Genomic DNA, 24,417 nt, shown 5'->3' on the forward strand with positions numbered 1-24,417 from the left:
GGTCAGCCCAACTGCGACTGGACCTCGGTGGAGAGCAGCTCCAGATGGTCCAGATCGTGCAGGTCCAGCATCTGGAGGTAGATCCTGGACGCGCCGACCGCCCCGTACCGGCCGATCTTGTCCACGACCTCGGCGGGCGAGCCGGCAAGGCCGTTCGCCTTCAGCTCGTCGACCTCCCGGCCGATGGCGGCGGCGCGGCGCGCCACCTCGGCGTCGTCCCTGCCGACACAGACCACCAGCGCGTTCGAGTACACCAGATCGTCGGCGGCGCGCCCGGCCTTCTCGGCGGCGGCGCGGACCCGGCCGAACTGCCGCTCGCTGTCCTCGATGGAGGCGAACGGCATGTTGAACTCGTCCGCGTACCGGGCGGCGATGGCAGGGGTACGGGTCGCGCCGTGCCCGCCGATCAGGATCGGCACCTTGCCGTTCGCGGGCTTGGGCAGCGCGGGCGAATCGGTGAGCTGGTAGTGCGTGCCGTCGTACGAGAAGGTCTCGCCGACCTCCGTGGCCCACAGGCCGGTGACGATCGCGAGCTGCTCCTCCAGGCGGCCGAACTTCGCCTTAGGGAACGGGATGCCGTACGCCTTGTGCTCCTCCTCGAACCAGCCGGCGCCCAGCCCCAGCTCGATCCGACCACCCGACATCTGGTCGACCTGGGCCACCTGGATGGCCAGCACGCCCGGCAGCCGGAAGGTGCCGGCGGTCATCAGGGTGCCGAGGCGAATCCGCTTGGTCTCCCTCGCCAGCCCGGCCAAGGTGATCCAGGCGTCGGTCGGGCCGGGCAGCCCGTCGGCCGATCCCATGGCCAGATAGTGGTCGGAGCGGAAGAAGGCGTCGAAGCCGAGGTCCTCGGTGGCCTTGGCGACGGTCAGCAGTGTGTCGTAGCTCGCACCCTGCTGGGGCTCGGTGAAGATTCGCAGATGCATGTGTCCATCCTGCACTGTCGAACGGCTCTCGTCCGCGCCGTCCCCGTCGTGCCGGACGGATTCCGAGTGCTCTCGGGAGTGGGTGATCTCACTGCCGCATCGAGGGCGCCACCGCCACCGAACCGACAGCCGCCCCCGCCGCCGTGTCCACCGGGGGCCCCGTCAGTCCTCGGGGGCCGGGGGGCTCCGATGACCCGCGGGCACCGCGCGAGCGGGCCGGCCTGGGCGAGTCGACCGACGACCGGGCGGAGCCCGGCGAGCGGGGGCGACTGTCGGTTCGGTGGGTGTCGCCCCCGTCCGGCGCGGCGGACTGGCCGGGCCGCCACCGGGCCGCTTCCGGGCGGCGGCCCGCCTCGCGCGCGGCGAGCCGACGCAACATGCCGCGCACCCGGTCGTTCGACTCGTCGGCCGCGTCTATCGCCTCGACACACTGCCAGTAGAGACCCTCCTCGTCGGTGGAGCACGCGACACCGACGAGAGCGATCCCCACATCGCCCAGTAACGCGCCCAACGCCAGCAACGTCTCGCGCGCGTCCATCACTTCCGAGAGCTGCGCCGCCCTGATCCCGGCGCGCACCCCGGGATGGTCCGGCGCCCCGATCCCGCGCGCGCCGGTCTCGCTGAGCCCTCGCGCCTCCTTCCTCAGCTCCAGCGGTCCATAGACCGCCAGCCGGCCGCCTATCGCCTGGGCGAGAGCCTGGGCCTGCCATGACTCCGCCACGATGTCCGGTACCGCTCGGCTTTGCGCCAAGGCATGCCGGCTCACTCCGATGAGCCGCTCCGCATCCATGTGCGCCGCCCCCGTTCCTAGGACTTGCTGCCCACTAGTCCATTACCCAGAGTGAGACCTGTTGAGCCAAAAAGCTAGGGGAAAACGGAAATCTGTGGACAGCAAGGCGACTTTTAACATCTTCATGACTCCATAGAGTGACCAATTCGTGATCGGCGAAGGGGCGGACCGCCTGATTCCACCGCGAACCCGACGCCTCATCGCCTCCCGAATTCACAACTCCCTTGATTCACAGCTCACTTGACTCGGGACCCGATGGCCCCAGAGCCCCCGGACGTCACAGTGTCACCCTCGCCGCGCCCTGACACCGCGGCTCCCCCGACGACACGACCGACCGGCATCGCGACTCCCGGTCGCAGCCGGCGACTCCCGCCCTCATGACGCGCTGGCCCCCTCGACAAGGGAACGCCGCGGCGCACCCGGGGACCTCGCTCCGGAGTGACCCGTCGGACGCCCGCCCCCCGATTCCCGCCCCCGGTACCACCCACGACGGCCCTCGTATCAGGGCTCCGCACGGGGCCCCCGGGCCGCCGGGGGAGGCACCGTCATGCCGTCACGGCGCGGGAAACCGGGTCTCATTCCTGTCGATCTTCTCGGAGAGCGCCGCCAGCGGGTCGATGTCGAGCACCTTGCAGAACTGCAACAGATACGCGAGGACATCGGCCACCTCGTCCCGTACCCGATGTGCCGTCTCCTCCGTGTCCATCACCCGGGCGGATTCCTCCGGTGTCAGCCACTGGAAGATCTCGACCAGTTCGGACGCCTCGACGCTGAGCGCCGCGGCCAGGTTCTTCGGTGTGTGGTACGGCTCCCAACCGCGCGCCGCCGCGAACGCGGTGAGCCTGCGCCGCAGCCCCGCCACATCCGGCCCGTCCGCGCCCGTCACAGCGACCCCCGCCACATCCGGCCCGTCCGCGCCCGCCGCATCCGGCTCGCCCACCCGACCCCGCGCCGGTCGCCCCGTCGCACCTCCGTCCGGAGCGCACTCGCCCGTCCGTCGCCCGTCGCCGTCCCGTCGCCCGCCATCGCTCTTCACGGCACTAGATCTACCACCGTCACCCCCGCCACCCCACGCGCGAACGACGCCTCCGAGACCGCCCCCACCAGCCGCACATGCCCCCGGGCCGCCATCTCCGCCCCCAGCGTCACCAGTTCGCGCGCCTGGCGCGCGTCCAGACACCGGTCGAACCCGTCCGCGAGCACCGTCAGTGACTGATACGCGGGCGGCACCTCCGCCGCCGGATCCATGGCGAGCACCCCCGGTCCGGTCAACAGCACCAGCGCGAGCGCCAGATACCGCAACTCGCCCTCACCGAGCCGCTCCACCGGAGTCGCCCCCCGCCCGTCGCCCCGGGCCAGCAGCGCCCGTACGGTCCCGTCGCCCAGTTCCTCGACGGCCAGTCCGGTGACCTCCCCCGCGCACCCCGTGCGCGCCGCCGCCGTCAGTCGCGCGTACCGCTTGGCGCACTGACCGCGCGTACGGTCGAGCACTTCGGCGAGGTTGTCACAGCCCCGCCGGAGCCGCGCGCCACCTGCCGTGACCGGCCGGCGCATCCCCTGCGGCTGGGGATCGCAGACGAAGACCGAACGCAGCGCCACCACCACCTGCTCGGCCGCCGCGAGCACCAGCAACTGTCCCCGGGTCTTCCCGGCCACCCGCAGCGGCAGCAGCGCCGTGCCGAGCCGGTCGTCCGGGAGGGGTCCACGGGTCACCGGGACCGCCCCCGCCGTGTGCCAGGCGGCCTGCACCGTACGGCGCCGGGGATCGCGCAGCGCCGTGGTCAGCAGGGTCCGCCCACCACCGGTCAGGCGTTCCCCGACGATGCGCAGTTCGGGCTCCGCCTGGATGGCGACATCGAGCCGTACCGGTCCGGCCGGACCGTCGACCGTACAGCCGATCCGGAACCCCCGACGCCCCTGCTCGTCGGCCCCGGCCCACTCCGGTACGCAGCCGGCCGGGTCGGGGAACGCATTCCCGAGCGCCTCCCCCGCGCCCAGCCGCGCCAGCGCCTCGTACGCCTGGAGGACGCTCGATTTACCGCTGCCGCTGACCCCCGCGAACAGGGTCAGCGGAGTGAGGGGGAAGACGGCGCCACGGTGGTTCCGGAAGGCGGAGAGCCGGAGCCCGGTGACGGTGGGCCGGGTGTCGTCGGCGCCGTTGAGCAGGGAGTTCGCGTCCATGGGCCGGACGGTACGCAGCGCCTGCCGCGCGGAACCGTTCCGCCGCCGGGGGCTTCCTACGAACGGGGGACGGGTTTCCCGGCCGGCGGCGGGGGCTACTGGCGGGGCATGGAGCGGGTGAAGGTGTCGGTGGCCTCCGCGATGCCCTCGACCTCGGTGCCCGCCGGAGCCAGCAGGAAGACGTTCCGGTCGACCCGGTGCATCTCACTGCCGAGCCCGAAGACGACACCGCTGCTGAAGTCCAGGATGCGCTTGGCGACATCGGTGTCCGCGCTGGTCAGGTCGAGCAGTACCGGAATCCGGTCGATGAGGTATTCGGCGACGTCGCGCGCGTCGGAGAAGATGCTCACCCGCAGCACGACCATCCGCCGCTGTTCCGCGCCCTCATCGCGCGGGACCGTGTGGTGATCGGCCCTGGAAGGCCATTCGTTCCGGCCACGCAACGGAACAACCTGGGCAAGGCCCTCCCACTGTTCGTCGGTGACGTCGTACCGCTCGTACCTACTCATACCTACATCCTCGCGCCCCTCACCCGTTCGGCCCAACATCGACACGGCCGAACTCCTGAGGGAAAGATCATTAACTTACGCAACTGCCGGCCGGCCGGGGGGCCTCCAGCGGCGCCTCGAAGGGCGAACTCGTCGGACGATACCCGGTGCCGGTGTAGATCGCCTCGGCCTGTCGGACCGCCCGCTCCGCCGCCGCCTCCTCCCCCCGGCCCGCCTGGGCCAGTGCGATGACCGTCTGTGCCTGTCCCTCCAACAGCCGTAGCTGGGACTCCTGGGCCAATTCCAGCGCGGCGCCCGCGTGACAGAGGGCCTCCAGCGGCCGGCCCGCGCGGGCCGCGCAGAGCCCGAGTCCGAGCAGTGCCACCGTACGCCCCTTCAGGAAGCCGATCTCCTCGGCGGTCCGGCGGGCGATCCGGTAATGCTCGTAGGCGCGTTCGTACTGACCGAGCCGGTAGCGGGCGCGGCCCATGGCGATCATCGCATCCAGCCTGGTGCGCGGCCGGCCCGACCGCCGGCTCAACCCGCAGGCGGCGAGCCCGAACCGCAGCGCCCCGGCGCCATCGCCGCTCTCGGCCGCGATCACCGCCAGCGCGCTGACGGCCTCGCACTCGCCCGACTGATTGCCGATGGCGCGGAAACCCTCCCGGGAGCCCAGGGCCAGCTCCCGGGCCTTCACAGGTTCACCGAGGTCGAGGGAGATCAGCGCCAGGGTGGCATTGATCCGCGCGATGCTGTCGGGCGCCGACAGCTTCCGGGAGAGGGCGAGGGCGCGGCGGCAGAGGCGTTCGGCCTCGCGGAGCCGTCCCATGCCATAGAGCACCTCGCCCAGGCCCTGGAGCGGCTGGTGCGGGGTGCGTCGCAGCCTGCGGTCGATGGTGACGGCCTGGTCGTAGAACCGGGCGGCCTGGCTGAGGAGTCCGAGGTCGGCGGAGACCCCGGCGAGGTTCGACAGGGCGACCGATTCACACTCGCCCCAGTCGGCGCTCCGGGCCAGCTCCATGGCCTGCTCGAAGTGGCCCCGGCTGAGCTCGGGGTCGCCGGTGGTGTAGGTGGCGAGCCCCAGGCTCTGGTGGGCCGCGGCCTGACCCCGCAGATCACCGGCGGCCCGCGCCGTCCGGAGGGCGACCGCGGCGACCGCGATCCAGGTCTCGGCGTCGCGGCGGAGCCAGAAGTATCCGCGCAGCAGATCGGCGAGTACCCAGACGGCCGAGCAGGGTTCGTCGGATCCCGCCTCGATCAGCGCGACCAGATCCTTGTGGACGGCGTCGAACCAGTCGGCCGCGCCCTGTGGGCCGTCGAACCTCTCGGCGCGCGCGACCTCCTCCAGAGGGTCGACCTCCAACCGCAGTATCTGCGGGTAGAGCGAGCGGGCAGCCGCATCGGCGGAGGCGGTGTACCAGCGCAGCAGCCCGCGCCGGGCCTCCCGGCGCGCGGACTCCGACTCCTCCGCTTCCACCAGGAGGCGGGCGTACCACAGGATCAGATCGTGCAGCCGCAGTCGGCCGCAGCCGTCGCGCTCCACCAGGTGTTCGGCGAAGAGACAGTCCAGCAGGGGGTGTGCGGAGGTGGGTGAGCGGCCCAGCAGCGCGGCGACCGCGGCCACCGTCGTCTTGGGTCCGGGTAGCAGTCCCAGCAGCCGGAAGGCGCGCCTGGTCTCGGAGTCGAGCCGGCGGTAGGACAGTTCGAAGGCACGGCGGACGGCCGATTCGGGGTCACCCGCGACGGCGAGGCTCTCCAGCGGGTTGCCCGTCCGCAGCGCCGTGACATGGTCGGTGATCCGCCAGTCGGGGTGGAGCGCGAGGTTCGCGGCGGCGATGCGGAGCGCCAGCGGTGACCTGCCGCAGAGGGCGACGAGGTCGGCCAGTGCCCCGGGTTCGGCGGCGGCGCGGACCGTCCCGACGACACTGCGGACGAGTTCCTCCGCGTCCCCGGAGGCCAGCGGGCGCAGCGGCAGCATGGAGGCGCCATGGCTGACGATCAGCGCACCGAGCCGGTTGCGGCTGGTGACCAGGGCGAGGCAGCCCACCTCGTACGGCAGCAGCTCGCGTACCTGGTCGGCGGATTCGGCGTTGTCGAGGACGATGAGCACCCGCCGGTCGGTCAGGGTGCGCTGGTACAGCTCCGCCATCCCGGGGGCGTCGTGCGGGATGTCCTGGTACGGGACGCCGAGTCCGCGCAGCAGCCCGGAGAGGGCCTCCCGGGGGCACATGGGGGTCCGGTCACTGTGACCGCGCAGGTCCAGGAAGAGCTGACCGTCGGGGAACGCGTCCCCCGCGCCGCGGCACCAGCGGAGGGCGAGCGCGGTCTTCCCGCTGCCCGCCGGGCCCACGACCATCACCACACCGGAGCCGCCGCTCGCGTCGTCGGCGAGGGAGTCAAGCTGCTCCAGCTCCTGCGCCCGGCCGATGAACGCGCCCGTCCTGGAGTGCCGCTGGACCGATTCGGCCTCGGGTCGCGCCATCGGGTCGGTCTCGGCCGGCCGCGGTCCCCTGGTGTCCTCGGTCGTACGGTCGTGGGGCGGGTGGTCATGGGTCGCGGGGGCCCGTTCCGGGACGGCGGTGACGTCGTCCGCCGCCCGGGCCGTGCCGGGGGTACGGGGGCCGGCAACCGCCGGCGGGTCGTCCCCGGGGCCGCGGACGACGGCGTCACCGAGGAGTTCCGGGTCGGCGCGCAGGATCATGCTCTGCACCCGGCTCAGATCGGCGCCCGGGTCGAGGCCGAGCTCCTCGGCGAGCCGGGAGCGGGTCTCGTTGTACACCTCCAGCGCCTCGCCGCGATGGTCCGCGCGGTACAGCGCGATCATCCGGAGCATGGCGAGCCGCTCGTGGTACGGATGTTCGGCGGTCGCACGGGCCAGTTCCTCCAGGACGACACCGCGCTGGCCGAGGGCGAGCCGGGCCTCGGCGCGCCGGGTGATCGCCGAGAGGTACAACTCGTCGAATCCGGTGCCGAGCCGGCGGACCAGCGCGTCCGACGCCGTGCCGGCGAGCACCGGGCCGGCCCACTGGGCGAGTGCGCCGTCGAGGAGGCGGAGCCGTTCCGCCGGGGTCCCGGCCCGCTCCGACTCCTGGAGCAGGAAGCGGAACCGGTGCAGGTCGACGGCGGCCGGATCGCCGTCGACCAGATAGCCGTCGCCGGCCCGGGCGAGGGTGAAACCGTGCCGTTCGGCCTCGGCCTGGAGGAAGCGGTTGCGGAGCCTGGAGACATGGACCTGGAGACTGCCGCGCGCGCTCGTCGGGGGCCGTCCCTCGTCCCAGAGCAGATCGATCAGACGGTTGGCCGGGACCACCCGCCCGATGTCGAGCAGCAGCAGACCGAGCAGCAGCCGCTCCCGGCGCCGCCCGATCCTCAGCGTCGCGTCGCCGGAGAGCCACTCCAGGCCCCCCAGGACGCGAAATCCCATTCCCCCATCGGTCATCCCTGCATCCTCCGCAATCGCCTGGCAAGTGGCAAGCGAATGGCAAGACCATGGCCAGGCCGTGGCCGGTGGCTCCTGACACCTTGCCAGGGTGTCCGGGCTTGAACGCGGGGGGTCCGGGCGGCAGGCAAGAGGAGGGGTTCCCACAGCATGACTTCCGAGACGTTCACCGAGATCCATCACGGACAGACCCGCCCCGACGCCGGTATCCGGTCGCTGCCGACGGAGTTGCCGCTGAGCTGGATCGGCCAGAACCCGGATAATCCGCGCGAGTCGCTGCGGGACCTGGAGCCGCTGACCGTCAGCATCAGGGAAATCGGCCTCGTCAACGCCATCACGGTCGCCTCGGTCGAGGCGTATGTGCGCGAACGGCCCCGTCGGGCCGACGAACTCGACCCACGCGCACGCTACATCGTCGTGGACGGCCACCGCCGGCTGGAAGCGGCGCGGCGGGCGGGGCTCGGCCGGGTCCGGGTCAGTGTCGACGACGCCCTGGTCTCCACGGACCGTTCGCTCCTCGAAGCCGCCTTCGTCGCCAATGTGCACCGCGACGACATGAACCCGCTCGAACAGGCGTACGCACTGAAGAAGCTGGTCGAGTTCTACGGTTCGCAGAACAAGGCGGCCAAGCGGCTCGGGATCGCGCAGTCCACGATCTCGTCCAAGCTCTCCGTCCTCGAACTCGGCCCGGAACTCCAGGCCGATCTCCTCGCCGGCCGGCGCAAGGTCGTCCATGTCCGCAATCTCGCCCGGCTCTCACCGCAGCAGCAGAAGCAGCGGGCCGACGCGCGGGCGGCGGCCACCGAGGCCAGGTCCGGCCGGCCCATGGAGCCCCGGCACCGGCCGGACGCGGGGGTTCCGCCACTGGCTGGGATCCCCCGGCAGCAGCGCGCGACCCTCACCATGCCGTGGGCGGACGGGCAGGCGTGCGCCGAGATCGCCATCGCGCGGATGCGGCCGGCCGAGCGGGCGCGGATGCTGCGCAGACTCTGGCAGGAGGCGGAGAAGGAGGCGCGCGCGGCCCGGCTCGTCGCTCCGCGGCGCGGCTGACCGGCAGGCCGGGTACGGGGGTCCCGGCGCTGTCGACGCAGCCACTGGGAGCGGGGGGTCCCGGCCTCCGTCGACCCGGCTACCGGCTACCGGGTACGGGGTGCGGGGTACGGGGGTCCCCGCCCCCGGCTACCGGCTACCGGCCCCCGGCTACGGGGTACGGGGGTCCCGGCCCCCGTCGACCCGGGTACGGGCCGGCGCATCGGCCGCGTCAACCGCACCCGGACACACCACCGTACGGCGCCGCACCCGCCCCCCGGGAGCGGCGCTGACCCGGCGACCGGCACCGCACGCGTGACCATCCAGGTGCGGGGGCCGTCCATCTGTGGCGCACCCGCGGCCGGATCGACCGCGGGTCGCCGGCCGCGGGCCGCTCACGCGCCAGTCAGGGGGCCGACCGCCGGGGGGATCCATGACCGGCGGTCGGCCTCGCCCCGCCAACCGCCCGCGCCTCGGCACGGGTCCAGATTCCGAGCCCGAGCGACTTCGTCCATGTCGACGGGTTCCGTCCGAGGAGAGTTCGTGGCTGGCCAGCGACCCATCGCCGAGACCGAGCGAATGATCCGCGCCAAACTGGGCAACACACCGATCCGGCGCGAGCAGATGGCCATGGTGGGCAGCATCCACCGCGCCGCCGCCGCGGTCCGCCAGCATGTCGAGAACTCCGTACTGCGCGGCTCCGATCTGACCTGGACCGGGTTCGTGGTGCTCTGGGTCGTCTGGATCCGGGGCGAGCGGGAGACCCGGCTCGTCGCCGAGGAGGCGGGCATCTCCAAGGGCACCCTGACGGGCGTCGCGCGCACCCTGGAGTCACGCGGCCTCGTCCGCCGCTTCGAGCACCCCTCCGACGGTCGGCGGGTACTGCTCTCGCTCACCCCCGAGGGCGAGCGGGTGATGGGGAGCCTGTTCCCCGAGTTCAACGCGGAGGAGGTCTTCGTCGCCGGGCAGTTGAGCGATGAGGAGTGCCGAGATACGGCGGACGCGCTGCGCCGGGTCGTGACACAGATCGAGACGCACGGCGAGGAGCGCCGGGCACGGTTGCTGGACGGCGCGGCCCCGGCACCGCGCCGCGGCGGCCGACGCCCCGCGGTTCCCCGCGCGGCGACCGATCGACCATGACCACCCGGCTGAAGATCGTGCCGTTGGCGTGAAACCCTTGTCCCGCCGCTGTCCGGCGCCCTACGATCCCCCTGCCGTTTGGCCTCAAACGAATATGACAACCGGCCATTCCCGTCCGGGATGGCGGCCGACTGCCACCGGACGGGCGATCCGCGCGTCCTCTCGGTGGGACGGGACGGTCCGTCAGTGGCCTTCGGCCGTCCACCCCTTGCCCGGGCCCACCGAACCGAAGACGACCTGGATCCCGCCGTGACCCTGCCGAGACCACTGATCGCGATCCCCGCCCGCTTCTCCGCCTCCGCGTCGGCCGTGCGGTACGCGGCCGAGGCCAGCGCCCATGCCCTGGTCGAGGCGGTGTGGCGGGGGGGCGGCGAGCCCGTGACGATCCATCCGTACGCCCCCGGGGGCTTCGCCTACGCGGTCGATGTGGCCGCCCGACTGGCCCGCTTCGACGGTGTGCTGCTGCCCGGTGGCGACGATGTCGCCCCGCACCGGTACGGCGCCCCCCAGGAACAGGCGGAGGAACAGGCGGAGGACGCGGGCCGGATAGGACACGCGGCGCCCGCTCGGCATGACGGCCGCCCGCGGACCACCGAGGACCTGTCGGCGGCGGCCACCGCCGACGAACAGGACGGTTTCGACCTCGAAGTGGCCCGCCAGGCGCTGCGCGCCGGCCGGCCGTTGCTCGCCGTCTGCCGGGGGCTCCAGATAGTGAACACCGTGCTCGGCGGGACCCTGCGCCAGGACGGTCGGGACGGAGTGGACCGCGAACACCTCAGCCGGACGCACCCGGTGACCCTGCGGGCGGGATCCCGGATCGCCCGGATCATCGGCGGTGAGAAGGCCGAGGTCTCCGGCCACCACCGCCGGCTGGTCGAACGGCTTGGCGCCGGACTACGGATCACCGCCACGGCCGCCGACGGTTCGCCCGAGGCACTGGAACTCGTCGGCGAGAAGGGGTGGCTGACGGCGGTGCGGTGGCATCCCGAGGACACGGCACACGAGGACCCGGCGCAGCAGCGCGTCTTCGACACCCTGGTCCGGGTCGCCACCCGGTAGACCCGCGGCACCACGAACACCCACGCCCGGCCCGGATTCAAACGGTCGTTTTCCAGCCAGGTGGATAGCCCGCACCCATCCGGTGCCCAAAAAAGCCCATCACCTGACATTTCACACCGGGGTAAATCCATACAAAAGCATATCCATTCGGCAAATTCTCCCTCGACCCGAATGGGTGACCCGGTCAACCGGAAGCCCATGGTGGGGGCTTCCGGGGGGCATAGCGCCGAGCGGGCCGAGCCGTTCGGGACGGATCCACACACCGGACCGCATGAGATCCGCACACGCGCGCGATGCGCACCGGAGCGGACCGCATGAGATCCGCACCCGACCAGCGCGCGCACGCGCACCGGCCGGGGCGGCGCGGCGCACCGGGACACCCGGCCGTTCGCAGGGATTCAGGAACCCGGGGCCGAGCTGAGGTAGGCACCCGGAAGCGGGGAGGCACCGACAGGGCGCGGCCGGCCACATCGGCGCCGCCCCGCACCTAGGACGACGCACCCCGAGGGCAGCCACCCGGGCCCTCTTCCGGGCCCGGCGCACTGACCCGGCCCGCTCCCGGAAAGGGACCTTGGCCCTGTCCGGGCGATCTTGTGGGGCCCACGACGACAGCTACGACACGTCCCCGAGGCCCTTGCGGGCCTGGGGAGGCCCCACACCTCGGCCCTTGCGGGCCTGGGGAGGCCGCACGCCACGGCCCACGGGGCCTGGGGAGACCCCATGCGTCTGACGCCGCGGGCTGACCCTCGAAGATCGCCCGGACAGGACCTAGTCCTGCTTCTTGCGCCGGGTCCCGAACACGATCTCGTCCCAACTGGGCACCGCCGCGCGACGACCCGGACGGACTCCGTCCGCCTCCGCCTGCCGGTCCGTGGTGCCGGTCAGCCGGTCGCGATGGCCCGCGACCGAGCGGGGCATCAGCACATCGGCGTAGGCGGAACCCGCCCCCGCCGAAGCCGCCGGGGCGACCGACTCCTCCTCTTCCGGATCCTCGGCCGGCTCGACCGAAGGGTCCGCGGGAGTCACGCGCTCCGGAACGACCATGTCGCCCCGGAAGCTCGGTACCGCCTCCAACAGGCTGGTCAGCGAGTCGCGCTCGCTGACGCCGTCGTCCGACCCCGCGGGGGCGTTCGCGCTGGGGCGCTCCGCCGGCCGGTCCAGGGTCCGGTCCAGCGGCCGGTCCCTGGGCAGCCGCGCGATCCTCGGCACGAACGGGAAGCTCGGCTCCTGCGAGGCGATCGTGTCGTCCGTCTCGCCGATCAGCGCGCGCGCCTCGTCGTCGACGGCCTGCACCAGCCGGCGCGGTGGGTCGTACGTCCAGCTCGCCGAGTGCGGTTCGCCCGCGACCCGGTAGATGAGCAGGACCTCCCAGGTGCCGTCGTCCCGCCGCCAGGAGTCCCAGAGCGTGGTGTCCTTCTCCGCGCCGCGCAGCGTCAGCCGCTCCTGGACCGCCTCGCCGAGCTGGGGTCCGGTGTTCTCGCCGGGGCGGCGTACGGGTGTCTTGCGCGCCCGCTCCGCCATGAACGCCCGCTCCGCGAGCACCGGTCCCTCGAATCGGCGCACCCGCTCCACGGGAATGCCCGCGAACTGGGCGACCTCTTCGGCCGACGCTCCAGCGCGTATCCGCGCCTGAATGTCTCGGGGACGGAGGTGGCTCTCCACCTCGATCTCGATCTGACCGAGGCGCGCACGGTCGTTGCGTACGGCGGCGCGCAGCCGCTCGTCGATCGGGAGGGTGTACTCCGTACTGTCGGCAGCCTTGAGCACCAGTCGTGTGCCGTCGTTGGAGACGGCCACGACACGCAGTTCGGGCATGGGGACCTCCCGGGTGGTGCCTGCCGACGTCACCTGTGCGTCGCTGCTTCCGCTAGTCGAGTGTGGCCTGCCCGGGTGCAGCCTGCCACAACCTTGCCGAGTTGCCCGGCGTGTCGGGCACAGGCCCTGGATCGCCGCGATGGCACGGTTACCTCTTCACCACTCAGCGTGACCAGGTAGTCACTCTGCGTGCAGATAGCCCTGCGTTGTCGCGGTGCCGCCGGTTCGAGCGCCATTTTCGGCCCCCTACCCGAGGTCCGGCCACCCGCGAGGGAGCCCAGGCCCAGGGCTCGCCACAGTACTCCATTCGGGCCATCCGGGTGGACTGCCGCGCCGCCGAACTTCTCGATGCGAACGGTAGTTCACCACTCGCACAAGGATCATGGGTGTTCTGGTTCACAGAATCTTCCCAAAGGGAACTATTCAGTTCGCCCATTTGTCCCTCATGCGTACAGACGCGACAGAAAGGCGACCAGGGGCTGAGGATGCATCAGAGGCCGGATACCGAAACAGACCGGAACGAAGAGAGCGGGCGACGGCTGGATCTCAGCGTTCCCCAAGTGGCTGGAAGTGCTCTGGCGGCGGTGGCGGCCGCCGTACTCGCCTCCCGGCTGGGCGTCTACGGGACGATCATCGGCGCCGGTGTCGTGAGCGTGGTCGCCACCTCCGGGGGCTCGATCTTCCAGTACCTCTTCAGCCGCACCGGCGACCAGTTGCGCGAGGCCACCGTGCAGGCACGGCCCCTGGGCGGCCGGCGACGGGTGACTCCGGACGCTCCCGGGGACGACCGCACCAGGCCGCTCGCGCGGGCGGAGTACGGCGCGGTCGCGGGACCGGCGCCCGGCGACACCGCCCCGCCCCTCGGCATCGGCGGTGACGGCGGCGACGAATTCGGCGGAGCCACCACCCACGGCACCCGGATGCGCGGCTGGAAGCGCCCGCTGCTCGGCGCCGCGGTCGTGTTCGGTGTGTCCATGGTCGGCATCACCGGCTTCGAACTGGCCTCGGGCTCCGAACTGGGCGGCGGCAAGGGCACCACCGTCGGCTCGGTCGTCCGGGGTGACACCGGCGACAGCAAGCCCGCACCGCCCCCGCCCCCGTCGGACCAGCGGGACCAGACCGAGCACTCCGACCCGGAGGAGTCCCGGCAGCAGAGTCCCCCACCGGCCACCGGCGACGGCGAGACCGGCCGGGACCAGAACAACGGCGGCGGCGACCCGACCACCGGACCCGACCCCACTCCCTCCGGATCCGGCGAGCCCTCCACCGGCCCCTCGGGCAACGAGTCGGGCGAACCGTCCGACGGCCAGAACGGCGACCAGGACACCGACCGGCCGAACGGCCCCGCGTCCACCCCGTCCCGGCCGGGCGCCGCGACCGGAAACGACGGCGGTGCCGGCACCGGTACGGAGAACGGCGCGAGCACCGGACCGTGACCCGGCGTCAGTCGCCGAGCACCCGCCGCAGATAGTCGTTGCCGAACAACCGCTCCGGGTCCAGCCGGTCCCGTACCGCGGTGAACTCCGCGAACCGCGGATACGCCGCCGCCAGGTACCCGGCGTCCCGGGTGTGGATCTTGCCCCAGTGCGGTCGACCGCCGTGGGCGGTCATGATCCGCTCCACCGCGGTGAAGTACCCGCGGTACGGCGTGCCCCGGTAGAGGTGCACGGCGAGGTAGGCGGTCTCCCGGCCCGACGCCGTGGAGAGCGCGATGTCGTCGGCGGGGGCCGTCCGCACCTCCACCGGGAAGCCGACCTTCAGCGGCGAGCGCCCGATCATCGCCCGTACCTCGCGCAGTGCCGCGACGGCGGCCGCCCTGGGCAGCGCGTACTCCATCTCCACGAACCGGACCCGGCGCGGCGAGGTGAAGACCTTGTAGGGGATGTCGGTGTAGGTACGGGCGGACAGCGCGCGGCTGGCGAGGCGGGCGATCACCGGAACGGTCGCCGGCACGGCTCGCCCGATCGAGCTGGCCACCTGGAAGAGGCCGTTGGCGAGCAGTTCGTCCTCGATCCAGCCGCTGACCGCGCCGGGCGGAGCGGCGGGGCCGTCGCTGCGGTTGTTGCGCTTGGTGTTGCAGTTGTCCGTGTGCGGGAACCAGTAGAACTCGAAGTGTTCGTTCTCCGCGTGCAGGGCGTCGAACTCCGCGGTGACCCGGTCGAAGGTCATCGGCTCCTCGCGCGCCCTCAGGAGGAACGTCGGCTCCACGGCGAGGGTGACGGCGGTGATCACGCCGAGCGCGCCGAGGCCGATCCGGGCCGCGTCGAAGATCTCCGGGTGCTCGCCCTTGGAGCAGGTGATCGTGGCACCGTCGGCGGTGACCAGCTCCACCTCGGTGATCTGCGCGGAGATGGAGGCGGAGTCACGGCCGGTGCCGTGCGTGCCGGTGCTGATGGCCCCGGCGACCGTCTGCTCCATGATGTCGCCCATGTTGGTCAGCGACAGTCCCTCGCGGGCGAGCGCCATGTTCAGCCGCTTCAGGGGCGTACCGGACTCGACCGTCACGGTCATCGCCGTACGGTCGATCTGGCGGATTCCGGTGAGCAGATCGGGGCGTATCAGCACTCCGTCGGTGGCCGCCACGGCGGTGAAGGAGTGTCCCGTCCCGACCGTCTTCACCCGGAGGCCGTCCGCGGCGGCCCGCCGTACGGCGTCGGCCACCTCGGCGACCGACGCCGGGAAGACCTCCCGGGCCGGGCGGGCGGTGACCGTACCCGCCCAGTTACGCCATGTCGGCGTCGTGCTTCTCGTGCCCATCGACCTGATCGCGCCCATCGCCCCGCTGCCCCTCCCGCGTCGGCGCCGGCCCGCTCAGCCGGCGATGGCCCAGGAACGCCACCACGGCCGCGAGCGCGCCCGCGATTCCGGGCACCGCGTATGCCGTCTCCGCCCCGAACGCGTCGACCGCCCAGCCCCCTGCCGAGAAGCCGAGCGCGATACCGACCGCGAGTCCGGTGCTGACCCAGGTCATCCCCTCGGTCAACTGTGAACGCGGCACATGCGCTTCGACGAGGGCCATCGTGGTCACCATCGTGGGAGCGATGGCCATGCCCGCGACGAAGAGCGCCACGGCCAGCAACGTGAGGTTCCCGACCAGTTGGAGGGGGATCATACTCACGGCCATCGCGCAGACGCCCACCAGCCACCTCCGGCCGGCCGGGCCCTTGAGGTGCAGCAGTCCGAAGACGAGCCCGGCGAGACAGGATCCGAGCGCGTAGACCGCGAGCATCAGACTGGCCGCCGCCTTGTGCCCCTGCTCCTCCGCGAAGGCGACGGTGACCACGTCGACCGCGCCGAAGAGGGCGCCCGTCGCCGCGAAGGTGACCGCCAGCACCTGGAGCGGCCGGGAGCGGAGCGCGGAGCTCGACCGGCTCTCGCCGCGCGGATGGGGCACCGGCTCGGTGGCGCGCTGCGACGTCAGCCAGAAAACGCCGATGAGCAGGAACACCGCGGCCAGCAGCGGGCCCGCCTCGGGGAACCAGGCGGTGGAGAGGCCGATGGAGATGATCGGGCCGCAGATGAAGCACATCTCGTCGACGATCGACTCCCACGAGTACGCGGTGTGCAGTTCGCGCGATCCCCCGGGGTAGACGGCGGCCCAGCGGGCGCGGACCATCGAGCCGACGCTCGGCACACAGCCGGCGGCGGCCGTGAAGACGAAGAGCGTCCAGTTGGGGGCGGACTGCTGGACACAGACCAGGAGTCCCGCGACCGCCGCCACCGCGACGAGGGTGGCCGGGCGCAGCACCCTAACCTGACCGTGCCGGTCCACCAGCCGGGAGACCTGCGGGCCGAGCACGGCGGCCGACAGCGCCATCGTCGCGGAGAGCGCGCCGGCGAGTCCGTAGCGGCCGGTGATCTGGGAAACCATCGTCACGATGCCGATGCCCATCATCGCCAGGGGCATACGGCCGAATAGCCCGGCGGCAGTGAAACTCTTGCTGCCGGGGGTCGCGAATATCGCGCGGTACGGGCTGGGCAACGGGCGCTCCGGTAAGGCGTATGGATGGCGTTGACAGATTACGCCCGGCCGTTCCCGGCGCGCAGGGGGGTCTCCCGCCCGCGGCCCCCGGCCGGCCGCGGGCCGTGGAAATCGGGACGGGACGGCGGGTGGGTGGTTCCGCTGTCGGTGCCGGGTGGCAGGATCGGTTCCATGTCCGACCTGTGCGATCCCACCCCCTATGACGCCCTGCTGCTGCTGTCCTTCGGAGGCCCTGAGGGCCCCGACGACGTCGTCCCCTTCCTGGAGAACGTGACGCGCGGCCGAGGTATCCCCACGGAGCGGCTGAAGGAGGTGGGGCAGCACTACTACCTGTTCGGCGGGGTCAGCCCCATCAACGCCCAGAACCGCGCCCTGCTGGCCGCGCTCGAAGCGGATTTCGCGGCGCACGGCCTGGACATCCCGGTCCGCTGGGGCAACCGGAACTGGGCGCCGTATCTGACCGACACCCTGCGGGATCTGGTCAAGGACGGCCATCGGCGGATCGCGGTGCTGGTGACCAGCGCGTACGCCTCGTATTCGGGCTGTCGTCAGTACCGCGAGAATCTCGCGGACGCGCTGGCGGAGCTGGCGGCCGAAGGGTTGGCGGTGCCGCGCGTCGACAAGCTGCGGCACTACTTCAACGACCCCGGATTCGTGCGCCCCATGGTCGACGGGGTGCTGAGATCGCTGGCGGAGCTGCCGGCCGAGGTGCGGGCGGGCGCGCGGCTGGCGTTCACCACCCACTCGATCCCGGTCGCGGCGGCCGACTCGTCGGGTCCGCCCGATGGACACGGTGACGGCGGGGCGTACGTCCGCCAGCACCTGGACGTGGCCCGGCTGATCGTCGAGGCGGTGCGCCGGGAGACGGGCGTCGAGCACCCCTGGCAGCTCGTCTACCAGTCCCGCAGCGGCGCCCCGCACATCCCGTGGCTGGAGCCGGACATCTGCGACCACCTGGAGGAGCTGCACGCCGCCGGGGCGCCGGCCGCCGTGATGGTCCCGATCGGCTTCGTCTCGGACCACATGGAGGTCCTGTACGACCTGGACACCGAGGCGGTCGCGCGCGCGGCCCAACTGGGGCTGCCGGTGCGCAGATCGGCGACGGTCGGCACCGACCCGCGGTTCATCGCGGCCGTCCGCGAGCTGGTGCTGGAGCGGGCCGAGTCCGAGCGCGGGGTGGCCCCCGAGCGCTGCGCGCTGGGGTCCCTCGGCCCGTCGCACGACCTCTGTCCGATCGGCTGCTGTCCGGCCCGTGCGCCCAGGCCCGCGGCGGCGGGTGTCGACAGCCCGTACGCGTGACAACCGGGCGGCCGGGGGCCCCGCGGCGTCGTCCCGTGCACGGGACGGCCCTCAAGGCGGCTCCCGGGCCGTCGCGCCCGTCCCTCGCGCCTCTCGTTGTTCCCGGCGGCCGCCCCGCAGCTCCCGTCCCGTCATCCCGTCATGGAGGAATCGCCGTGAGTGACCGCCTGGACCCGCAGGACCCGCTCCTCACCGAGCTGCTCGATCTCGCCTCGGAGGCCGCCCGCCGCGCGGGTGCCCTGCTGCGCGACGGCCGGCCGGAGGATCTCGCGGTCGCGGCGACCAAATCGAGCCCCATCGACGTGGTCACCGAGATGGACATCGCCGCCGAGAAGCTGATCACCGGCTTCCTCACCGAGCACCGACCCGCCGACGGCTTCCTCGGCGAGGAGGGCGCGGCCACGCCGGGCACCAGCGGGGTGCGCTGGGTCATCGATCCGCTCGACGGCACCGTGAACTACCTCTACGGGCTGCCGACCTGGTCCGTCTCGATCGCCGCGCAGCTCGACGGCGAGACGGTCGTCGGGGTGGTGGAGATCCCGATGCGCGGCGAGAGCTTCCGGGCGGTGCTCGGTGGCGGGGCGTACGGCGGGGACAGGCCGCTCCGGCACCGCCGGGCGGCACCGTTGGACCAGGCCCTGATCGCCACCGGTTTCAACTACGTGGCGACCGTACGGGCCCATCAGGCGGCGGTCGCCGAGCGGCTGATCCCGCTGGTGCGGGACATCAGGCGCGGTGGCTCGGCGGCGGTGGATCTCTGCGATGTCGCCGCCGGCCGGCTGGACGGGTACTACGAGCGGGGGCTCCACCCCTGGGACCTGGCGGCGGGCGATCTGATCGCCCGGGAGGCGGGGGCGCTGACGGGCGGCCGGCCCGGTCTGCCGCCGTCGCGCGAGCTGACCCTGGCGGCGAGCCCGGGGGTGTTCGAGCCCCTGGGCGCGCTGCTGGAGGAGTTCGGCGCCTGGCACGACTAGGCCCCTGTCGGGCCGATCTTGTCGGGCCCGCGACGACCGCTGGGCACGTCCCCTCGGCACTGGGGGCCTGGAGACCTGGGAGGACCCCACGCCCCGGCCCGTGGCGGCCCGGGGGACCCCCACGCTGCGTTGTCGGAGTCATCGGAGTCATCGAGGTATGTCCCGGTACGAGGACGACCTCCCGCTGGCTTCGCCGGGAGGAGACCCACCGCCCTGCGATACGTCCCCTGGGCCCGTAGGGCCTGAGGAGGCCCCACGGGCCGGCACTGGGGGCTGGGGAGACCCCACGCATCTGACGCCGCGGGCCGACCCTCGAAGATCGCCCGGACAGGATCCAGGGGCCCTCTCGTGCCCCGGGCGCGGTGAAGGGCCTCGGTGCGCGAGATCGCGCGCCGAGGCCCTTCACGGTGGACGGGGTGTTCGTGTTCCAAACGCTGTCCGGGGGGTGCGGGACCGGTCCGGCCGGGGATACGCGCCGACCGGCGCCAACCGGTTCCGCTGCTTCCGGGTGGTGGTCACACCGAGTGAGCGGGGTGTGCCGGGCAGGCCACACCGAGTGCTGTGGGCCTGAGGGTGATGCGGGCCGAACGATGGTGCGGGCTAAACGCTGACCTCGACGCCGTGCTCGGCGGCCAGACGGCGCAGATCGTCGATCTCGGCCTGCTCGACATCCGCCAGGAAGTCGTCGCCCGTCTCGCGTGCCAGTGTCAGGTCCGTCTCCGCGGCCTTTATGCGCTGCAGCAGTCCTGCGGTGAATGCGTCCATGTGCGCCCCCTCGTCGTGGGTCGGTGGCACGGGGGTGTGCCTCGGGATTTCCCCCGCCGCAGCGGGGGGCGGGGTGACCACGCCTGCACAGATGGTGGAGGTGCGCCACTACAGGGCGTGATCTCGGGTGTTTAGTCGTCCTCCCCCGGCGGGTTCTAGCAGAAACCTCAACTCGCCCGGGAATCCGGTTGATTCCCGTAAGACCGGGTCGGGCTCACGAAGGGCGGTTCGCCTTACAGCCGGTTTACGCGCGTAACGGGCAGGATGGGAGCGCACAACCGTGCGCAAACCTGCCCTGATCATGAGTGACGGGCTCAGAGGAAGGGACCGAGACGTGCGCGTACTCGTCGTCGAGGACGAGCAACTGCTCGCCGATGCGGTGGCCACCGGACTGCGCCGGGAGGCCATGGCCGTCGACGTCGTGTACGACGGCGCCGCCGCCCTGGAGCGCGTCGGGGTCAACGACTACGACGTGGTCGTGCTGGACCGCGACCTTCCGCTGGTCCACGGTGACGATGTGTGCCGGCGGATCGTCGAGCTGGGGATGCCGACCCGGGTGCTGATGCTGACCGCGTCCGGCGACGTCAGCGACCGGGTCGAGGGCCTGGAGCTGGGTGCCGACGACTACCTCCCCAAGCCGTTCGCCTTCACCGAGCTGACCGCCCGGGTGCGGGCGCTCGGCCGGCGTACGACGGTGCCGCTGCCGCCCGTCCTGGAGCGCGCCGGGATCAAGCTCGACCCGAACCGCCGGGAGGTCTTCCGGGACGGCAAGGAGGTCCAGCTCGCGCCGAAGGAGTTCGCGGTGCTGGAGGTGCTGATGCGCAGCGAGGGCGCCGTCGTCTCGGCCGAGCAGTTGCTGGAGAAGGCGTGGGACGAGAACACGGACCCGTTCACCAATGTGGTGCGGGTCACCGTGATGACGCTGCGCCGTAAGCTCGGCGAGCCCCCGGTGATCGTCACCGTGCCCGGTTCCGGCTACCGGATCTGACCGGTGGCCGCTCCCCCGGCGCCCCCCGCGACGCCCCCGAAACCGACCTGGGACCCCCGTGCCCCGGTGCGCCCGCTGCTGCGTCCGACGATCCGGATACGGCTGACCCTGCTGTACGGCGGGATGTTCCTGATCGCCGGCATCCTGCTGCTGACGATCATCTATCTGCTGACGGCGCAGGCGCTGCACTCCGGTGACGGGATGCCGTTCAAGCTGCTGCCGGAGAGCAAGGTCCAGCTCACCGACAACGCCTGTCCGGCGCTCTCCCCGGGGATGTCCGCCGACGAGGCGAATTCCGTGCTGCAGACCTGCTTCTCGCAGCAGCGCGAGGTGGCCCTGGACGATCTGCTGCGCCGCTCGCTCTTCGCCCTGCTGGGCCTGAGCATCATCGCCTTCGCCTTCGGTTACGCGATGGCGGGCCGGGTGCTGTCGCCGCTGGGCAGGATCACCCGTATCGCCCGCCAGGTGGCCGGTTCCGATCTGTCCCGTCGGATCGAGCTGGACGGCCCCGACGACGAGCTGAAGGAGCTGGCGGACACCTTCGACGAGATGCTGGACCGGCTGGGGCGGGCGTTCACCGCGCAGCAGCGGTTCGTGGCGAACGCCTCGCACGAGCTGCGTACGCCGCTCGCGATCAACCGCACGCTGCTGGAGGTCCACCTCTCCGACCCGGCGGCCCCCACCGAGCTCCAGCAGCTCGGCAAGACGCTGCTGGCCACCAATGAGCGCAGTGAGCAGCTGGTGGAGGGTCTCCTGCTGCTCGCACGCAGCGACAATCAGACATTCGAGCGGAAGCCGGTGGATCTGGCGGAGGTCGCGACGCGCGCGGTCGACCAGACCCGGGCGGAGGCCGATGCGAAGGGCGTGGAGTTCCGCGGCGAGTGCGCGGAGGCCGTGGTGCCGGGCAATGGTGTACTGCTGGAGCGGATCGCGCTGAATCTGGTGCAGAACGCCGTGCGGTACAACGTTCCCGACGGCTGGGTCGAGGTCTCTTCGGGGACCGAGGCCGGCGTCGCGGTGCTGACGGTGTCGAACACGGGGCCGGTGGTGCCCGCCTACGAGATCGACAATCTGTGGGAGCCGTTCCGACGGCTGCGCCAGGACCGTACGGGCAGTGACAAGGGCGTCGGCCTCGGCCTTTCCATCGCCCGATCGGTGGCGCGGGCCCACGGGGGACGTATCATCGCGGAGCCTCGCGAGGGCGGTGGCCTGGTGATGCGTGTCACGCTGCCCGTCTGAGACAGGTGATCGAGACCACATACTTTCGTTCGCTTTACGCGGAATTTTCTGGACCTGTTCCGGAGTTGAGCATGTGGGATCGATCACAAGGGCGAATTTCAAGCCATCAACTCTCTGTGATCATGGCCCTTACCGGAAAGCCGGGAAAAGTCCGGGTTTCCAGGGGTCGAGATCACGGGAAGTACACGGGGTGGCGCCCGTGAGCTGCGACATTCGGATCGTGTACGGTCCCCATCGCTGTCCAACCCGATCACTCCAGGGCGATCCGGTTGGGTGTCGATTGAGTAACAGACCTTGATGTGAGGCAAAATCTCCGCCTCGGGTCGGGCACAAGTCCGGCCTCTCACGCGTTACGTGCGCTGAGACACCGCAACCACCCAGAGGGGGAGAGCGACATGGCAACGGATTACGACACCCCACGTAAGACCGACGACGACGTTGATTCCGACAGTCTTGAAGAACTCAAGGCTCGGCGGAACGACAAGTCGACGTCGACGGTCGACGTGGACGAGTTCGAAGCGGCCGAGGGCATGGAACTGCCCGGCGCGGACCTTTCCAATGAGGAATTGGCCGTCCGGGTCCTGCCGAAGCAGGCCGACGAGTTCACCTGCATGAGCTGCTTCCTCGTGCATCACCGCAGTCAGCTGGCTCGCGAGAAGAACGGCCAGCCGATCTGCCGCGACTGCGACTGAGGTCCGGTCGCGTGGCAGGCGAGACACCGTCCAGGAAGATGCGTTTCCGGCGTCAGAAGCCGTCGGAGACGGACCGGGGCGGTTCGGGACCGTCGGAAGGCGCCACGCCCTCTGACGACCACTCGACCGCCCTCCTGCCCCATGGTGCGGGAGAGACGGGAGACGACGAGCGGGGCCGGCCGGCCCCGTCCGGTGCGCTCCCGGCGCTCCCGCACGAAGCGGCGGACCGGACCGGTTCACCGACCCGGTCACGCCTGGCCGCCGTGCGTCAGGGCGTCCGGAGGAGCAGTGACGGCGCCAAGGCCGCGGTCGGCTACATCGCCGACCGCATCATCGAGAACGCGCCCCGGGTCCCGGTGCGCGATCTCGCGACCCTGCGCGCGCAGTTTCCCGGGCTGAGCCCGGAGCAGCTCGCCGACAAGCTCGTCGCGGGCGCGTCGACCGCCACCGCCACGGTGGGCGCGGGCGTCGGGGCCGCCGCGATGCTGCCGGTTCCGCCGGCGATGCCGGCCGAGCTGGCGGCGGAGATCACCGGCGTCGCGGCGATCGAGCTGAAGCTCATCGCCGAGCTGCACGAGGTCTACGGCCTGCGTCCCGCGGGCGGTCTCAAGGACCGCAGCACCGCGTATCTCTCCGCCTGGTCGGACGAGCGCGGTGTCGAGGTGACCAAGCCGTCGACGTACAAGAACGCCGCCGTCAGCGGCGGTCTCAAGCGGGAGCTCCGCCAGCAGATCATGAAGCGCATGATCCGCAATCTGCCGAACCTGATTCCGTTCATGGTCGGCGCGGCGGTCGGAGCGGTCATGAACCGCCGGGACACCCGGCACCTCGCCGACCGCGTCCGCAAGGACCTACGGGCCCGCCAGGTGCCCTGGGACGCGCTGCCCTCCCTGCCGCCCCTGGAGCAGCCCACGCATCCGCTGGAGGTCACGGAGGGCCGTCAGATCCCCCGTGAGCTGGGCGGCGGCTGAGCCCCGACCCATCAGGGGCGCCATCGGGCCCCACCGGGGGTCGGCATCCGGCCCCGACCGGGGCCACCATCGGGCAGAGACCCCACCCGAAACACCCGCCCCGCTGGCCCCGACGACTCAGGTAGCCAGCGCGGCGGCCAGTTTCCGCGGGTTCCGGGTCGACAGATAGACGTACGGCGTCGGATCGGCCGGATCCGTGATCTCGATCCGTACGGCCGTGGGCACATAGCTGCGCAGCAGCATGAAGGCCCGGGGATCGGCCTTGTACGAGCGCCAGGCCCGCGCCTCCGCCGCGTCCAGCACCTCGGGCTCACCGAGGGCCGTCAGCGGGATCCGCGCGTCACCCGCGATCAGCGAGCCCGCCACCACCCTGATGCGGGCGGAGCCGTACGCGCTCACCACCACCATCGCCAGCGCGGCCGTCCCGACCAGACCGCCGAGCATCGGCAGCGTGCCGAGCGGGAGGGTGACCAGACCGCCGGAGATCCCCAGCAGGAGTGTGATGCCCCACCAGGTACGGGGCGCCGTCAGACGTTCGTCGTAGCGCGGCGCACCGGGGCGCGCGGAGTTCGCGCCGGCGGACACGGCGGCAACGGCCGGGACGGCTGAATCAGCAGAATCGGTGGAAACAGCGGAAGCG

At 71.9% G+C, this 24,417-nt stretch carries 20 protein-coding genes and 1 pseudogene; 10 read left to right on the plus strand and 11 right to left on the minus strand.

Annotated elements, in window-relative coordinates:
* Positions 1 to 2 precede the first annotated feature (2 nt).
* The 6 genes and pseudogenes from ACH4S7_RS22610 to ACH4S7_RS22635 all read right to left on the minus strand — a co-directional run bounded on the left by ACH4S7_RS22610 (position 3) and on the right by ACH4S7_RS22635 (position 7,824).
* Positions 3 to 926, minus strand: coding sequence for an LLM class F420-dependent oxidoreductase (locus ACH4S7_RS22610; protein ID WP_398523034.1), 924 nt, complete (start codon positions 924 to 926; stop codon positions 3 to 5).
* 313 nt (positions 927 to 1,239) lie between these two features.
* A pseudogene (locus tag ACH4S7_RS22615) lies at positions 1,240 to 1,716 on the minus strand (DUF6099 family protein); the annotation flags it as partial.
* Between the two features lie 553 nt (positions 1,717 to 2,269).
* Complete coding sequence (locus tag ACH4S7_RS22620; RefSeq protein WP_398523185.1) at positions 2,270 to 2,602, minus strand: nucleotide pyrophosphohydrolase; 333 nt, start codon at positions 2,600 to 2,602, stop codon at positions 2,270 to 2,272.
* A gap of 146 nt (positions 2,603 to 2,748) precedes the next feature.
* Positions 2,749 to 3,897, minus strand: a complete 1,149-nt coding sequence (locus ACH4S7_RS22625) for an AAA family ATPase (protein WP_398523035.1) — start codon at positions 3,895 to 3,897, stop codon at positions 2,749 to 2,751.
* Positions 3,898 to 3,992: 95 nt separating this feature from the next.
* Positions 3,993 to 4,406 carry a cell division protein SepF gene (locus tag ACH4S7_RS22630; RefSeq protein WP_398523036.1) on the minus strand — a complete coding sequence of 138 codons (414 nt, stop codon included), beginning with the start codon at positions 4,404 to 4,406 and terminating at the stop codon, positions 3,993 to 3,995.
* Positions 4,407 to 4,476: 70 nt separating this feature from the next.
* A complete protein-coding gene (locus tag ACH4S7_RS22635; protein WP_398523037.1) occupies positions 4,477 to 7,824 on the minus strand; it encodes an AfsR/SARP family transcriptional regulator in 3,348 nt (1,115 codons plus the stop codon).
* Positions 7,825 to 7,974: 150 nt separating this feature from the next.
* Here ACH4S7_RS22635 and ACH4S7_RS22640 point away from each other — a divergent pair, with 150 nt between their 5' ends.
* The 3 genes from ACH4S7_RS22640 (at position 7,975) to ACH4S7_RS22650 (ending at position 11,052) form a co-directional block, all read left to right on the plus strand.
* Positions 7,975 to 8,874 carry a ParB/RepB/Spo0J family partition protein gene (locus ACH4S7_RS22640; RefSeq protein WP_398523038.1) on the plus strand — a complete coding sequence of 300 codons (900 nt, stop codon included), beginning with the start codon at positions 7,975 to 7,977 and terminating at the stop codon, positions 8,872 to 8,874.
* Between the two features lie 522 nt (positions 8,875 to 9,396).
* Positions 9,397 to 9,993 (plus strand): MarR family winged helix-turn-helix transcriptional regulator, encoded by a 597-nt coding sequence (locus ACH4S7_RS22645; RefSeq protein WP_398523039.1) that lies wholly within the window; start codon positions 9,397 to 9,399, stop codon positions 9,991 to 9,993.
* Between the two features lie 255 nt (positions 9,994 to 10,248).
* Positions 10,249 to 11,052 (plus strand): gamma-glutamyl-gamma-aminobutyrate hydrolase family protein, encoded by an 804-nt coding sequence (locus ACH4S7_RS22650; RefSeq protein ID WP_398523186.1) that lies wholly within the window; start codon positions 10,249 to 10,251, stop codon positions 11,050 to 11,052.
* Between the two features lie 768 nt (positions 11,053 to 11,820).
* On the opposite strand, the gene sepH is transcribed toward ACH4S7_RS22650, so the two are convergent.
* Positions 11,821 to 12,900 (minus strand): septation protein SepH, encoded by a 1,080-nt coding sequence (gene sepH / locus ACH4S7_RS22655; RefSeq protein ID WP_398523040.1) that lies wholly within the window; start codon positions 12,898 to 12,900, stop codon positions 11,821 to 11,823.
* A gap of 527 nt (positions 12,901 to 13,427) precedes the next feature.
* Here sepH and ACH4S7_RS22660 point away from each other — a divergent pair.
* Complete coding sequence (locus tag ACH4S7_RS22660) at positions 13,428 to 14,303, plus strand: hypothetical protein (RefSeq protein WP_398523041.1); 876 nt, start codon at positions 13,428 to 13,430, stop codon at positions 14,301 to 14,303.
* 7 nt (positions 14,304 to 14,310) lie between these two features.
* On the opposite strand, the gene ACH4S7_RS22665 is transcribed toward ACH4S7_RS22660, so the two are convergent.
* Together ACH4S7_RS22665 and ACH4S7_RS22670 are read right to left on the minus strand one after the other, a co-directional pair.
* Positions 14,311 to 15,624: a D-arabinono-1,4-lactone oxidase gene (locus tag ACH4S7_RS22665; RefSeq protein ID WP_398523042.1), complete on the minus strand. Its 1,314-nt coding sequence runs from the start codon at positions 15,622 to 15,624 to the stop codon at positions 14,311 to 14,313.
* Positions 15,590 to 16,849: an MFS transporter gene (locus ACH4S7_RS22670; RefSeq protein WP_398523043.1), complete on the minus strand. Its 1,260-nt coding sequence runs from the start codon at positions 16,847 to 16,849 to the stop codon at positions 15,590 to 15,592. Before ACH4S7_RS22670 ends, ACH4S7_RS22665 begins: the two co-directional genes overlap by 35 nt.
* A gap of 171 nt (positions 16,850 to 17,020) precedes the next feature.
* Here ACH4S7_RS22670 and ACH4S7_RS22675 point away from each other — a divergent pair, with 171 nt between their 5' ends.
* Positions 17,021 to 18,148 (plus strand): ferrochelatase, encoded by a 1,128-nt coding sequence (locus tag ACH4S7_RS22675; RefSeq protein WP_398523044.1) that lies wholly within the window; start codon positions 17,021 to 17,023, stop codon positions 18,146 to 18,148.
* 155 nt (positions 18,149 to 18,303) lie between these two features.
* Positions 18,304 to 19,122 carry an inositol monophosphatase family protein gene (locus tag ACH4S7_RS22680; RefSeq protein ID WP_398523045.1) on the plus strand — a complete coding sequence of 273 codons (819 nt, stop codon included), beginning with the start codon at positions 18,304 to 18,306 and terminating at the stop codon, positions 19,120 to 19,122.
* A gap of 600 nt (positions 19,123 to 19,722) precedes the next feature.
* On the opposite strand, the gene ACH4S7_RS22685 is transcribed toward ACH4S7_RS22680, so the two are convergent.
* Positions 19,723 to 19,917, minus strand: coding sequence for a hypothetical protein (locus ACH4S7_RS22685; protein WP_398523196.1), 195 nt, complete (start codon positions 19,915 to 19,917; stop codon positions 19,723 to 19,725).
* A gap of 304 nt (positions 19,918 to 20,221) precedes the next feature.
* On the opposite strand from ACH4S7_RS22685, the gene ACH4S7_RS22690 reads away from it, so the two are divergent.
* The 4 genes from ACH4S7_RS22690 (at position 20,222) to ACH4S7_RS22705 (ending at position 23,777) form a co-directional block, all read left to right on the plus strand.
* A complete protein-coding gene (locus ACH4S7_RS22690) occupies positions 20,222 to 20,875 on the plus strand; it encodes a response regulator transcription factor (RefSeq protein WP_398523046.1) in 654 nt (217 codons plus the stop codon).
* Positions 20,876 to 20,878: 3 nt separating this feature from the next.
* Entirely contained in the window at positions 20,879 to 22,114 is a 1,236-nt protein-coding gene (locus ACH4S7_RS22695) for a sensor histidine kinase (protein WP_398523047.1), read from the plus strand.
* Between the two features lie 395 nt (positions 22,115 to 22,509).
* Positions 22,510 to 22,806 (plus strand): DUF4193 domain-containing protein, encoded by a 297-nt coding sequence (locus ACH4S7_RS22700; protein WP_005310959.1) that lies wholly within the window; start codon positions 22,510 to 22,512, stop codon positions 22,804 to 22,806.
* A gap of 11 nt (positions 22,807 to 22,817) precedes the next feature.
* A complete protein-coding gene (locus ACH4S7_RS22705; RefSeq protein WP_398523048.1) occupies positions 22,818 to 23,777 on the plus strand; it encodes a hypothetical protein in 960 nt (319 codons plus the stop codon).
* 117 nt (positions 23,778 to 23,894) lie between these two features.
* On the opposite strand, the gene ACH4S7_RS22710 is transcribed toward ACH4S7_RS22705, so the two are convergent.
* Entirely contained in the window at positions 23,895 to 24,362 is a 468-nt protein-coding gene (locus tag ACH4S7_RS22710; RefSeq protein WP_398523049.1) for a DUF3093 domain-containing protein, read from the minus strand.
* Positions 24,363 to 24,417 lie beyond the last annotated feature (55 nt).

This window comes from Streptomyces sp. NPDC020965 (genome assembly GCF_044333555.1).
Taxonomy (GTDB): Bacteria; Actinomycetota; Actinomycetes; order Streptomycetales; family Streptomycetaceae; genus Streptomyces.

Excerpts from the sequence above, each read along its gene's own strand:
- ACH4S7_RS22610 (WP_398523034.1), bottom strand. The coding sequence starts at position 926 with ATGCATCTGCGAATCTTCACCGAGCCCCAGCAGGGTGCGAGCTACGAC.
- ACH4S7_RS22635 (WP_398523037.1), bottom strand. The coding sequence starts at position 7,824 with ATGACCGATGGGGGAATGGGATTTCGCGTCCTGGGGGGCCTGGAGTGG.
- ACH4S7_RS22640 (WP_398523038.1), top strand. The coding sequence starts at position 7,975 with ATGACTTCCGAGACGTTCACCGAGATCCATCACGGACAGACCCGCCCC.
- ACH4S7_RS22625 (WP_398523035.1), bottom strand. The coding sequence starts at position 3,897 with ATGGACGCGAACTCCCTGCTCAACGGCGCCGACGACACCCGGCCCACC.
- ACH4S7_RS22665 (WP_398523042.1), bottom strand. The coding sequence starts at position 15,624 with ATGGGCACGAGAAGCACGACGCCGACATGGCGTAACTGGGCGGGTACG.
- ACH4S7_RS22675 (WP_398523044.1), top strand. The coding sequence starts at position 17,021 with ATGTCCGACCTGTGCGATCCCACCCCCTATGACGCCCTGCTGCTGCTG.
- ACH4S7_RS22630 (WP_398523036.1), bottom strand. The coding sequence starts at position 4,406 with ATGAGTAGGTACGAGCGGTACGACGTCACCGACGAACAGTGGGAGGGC.
- ACH4S7_RS22700 (WP_005310959.1), top strand. The coding sequence starts at position 22,510 with ATGGCAACGGATTACGACACCCCACGTAAGACCGACGACGACGTTGAT.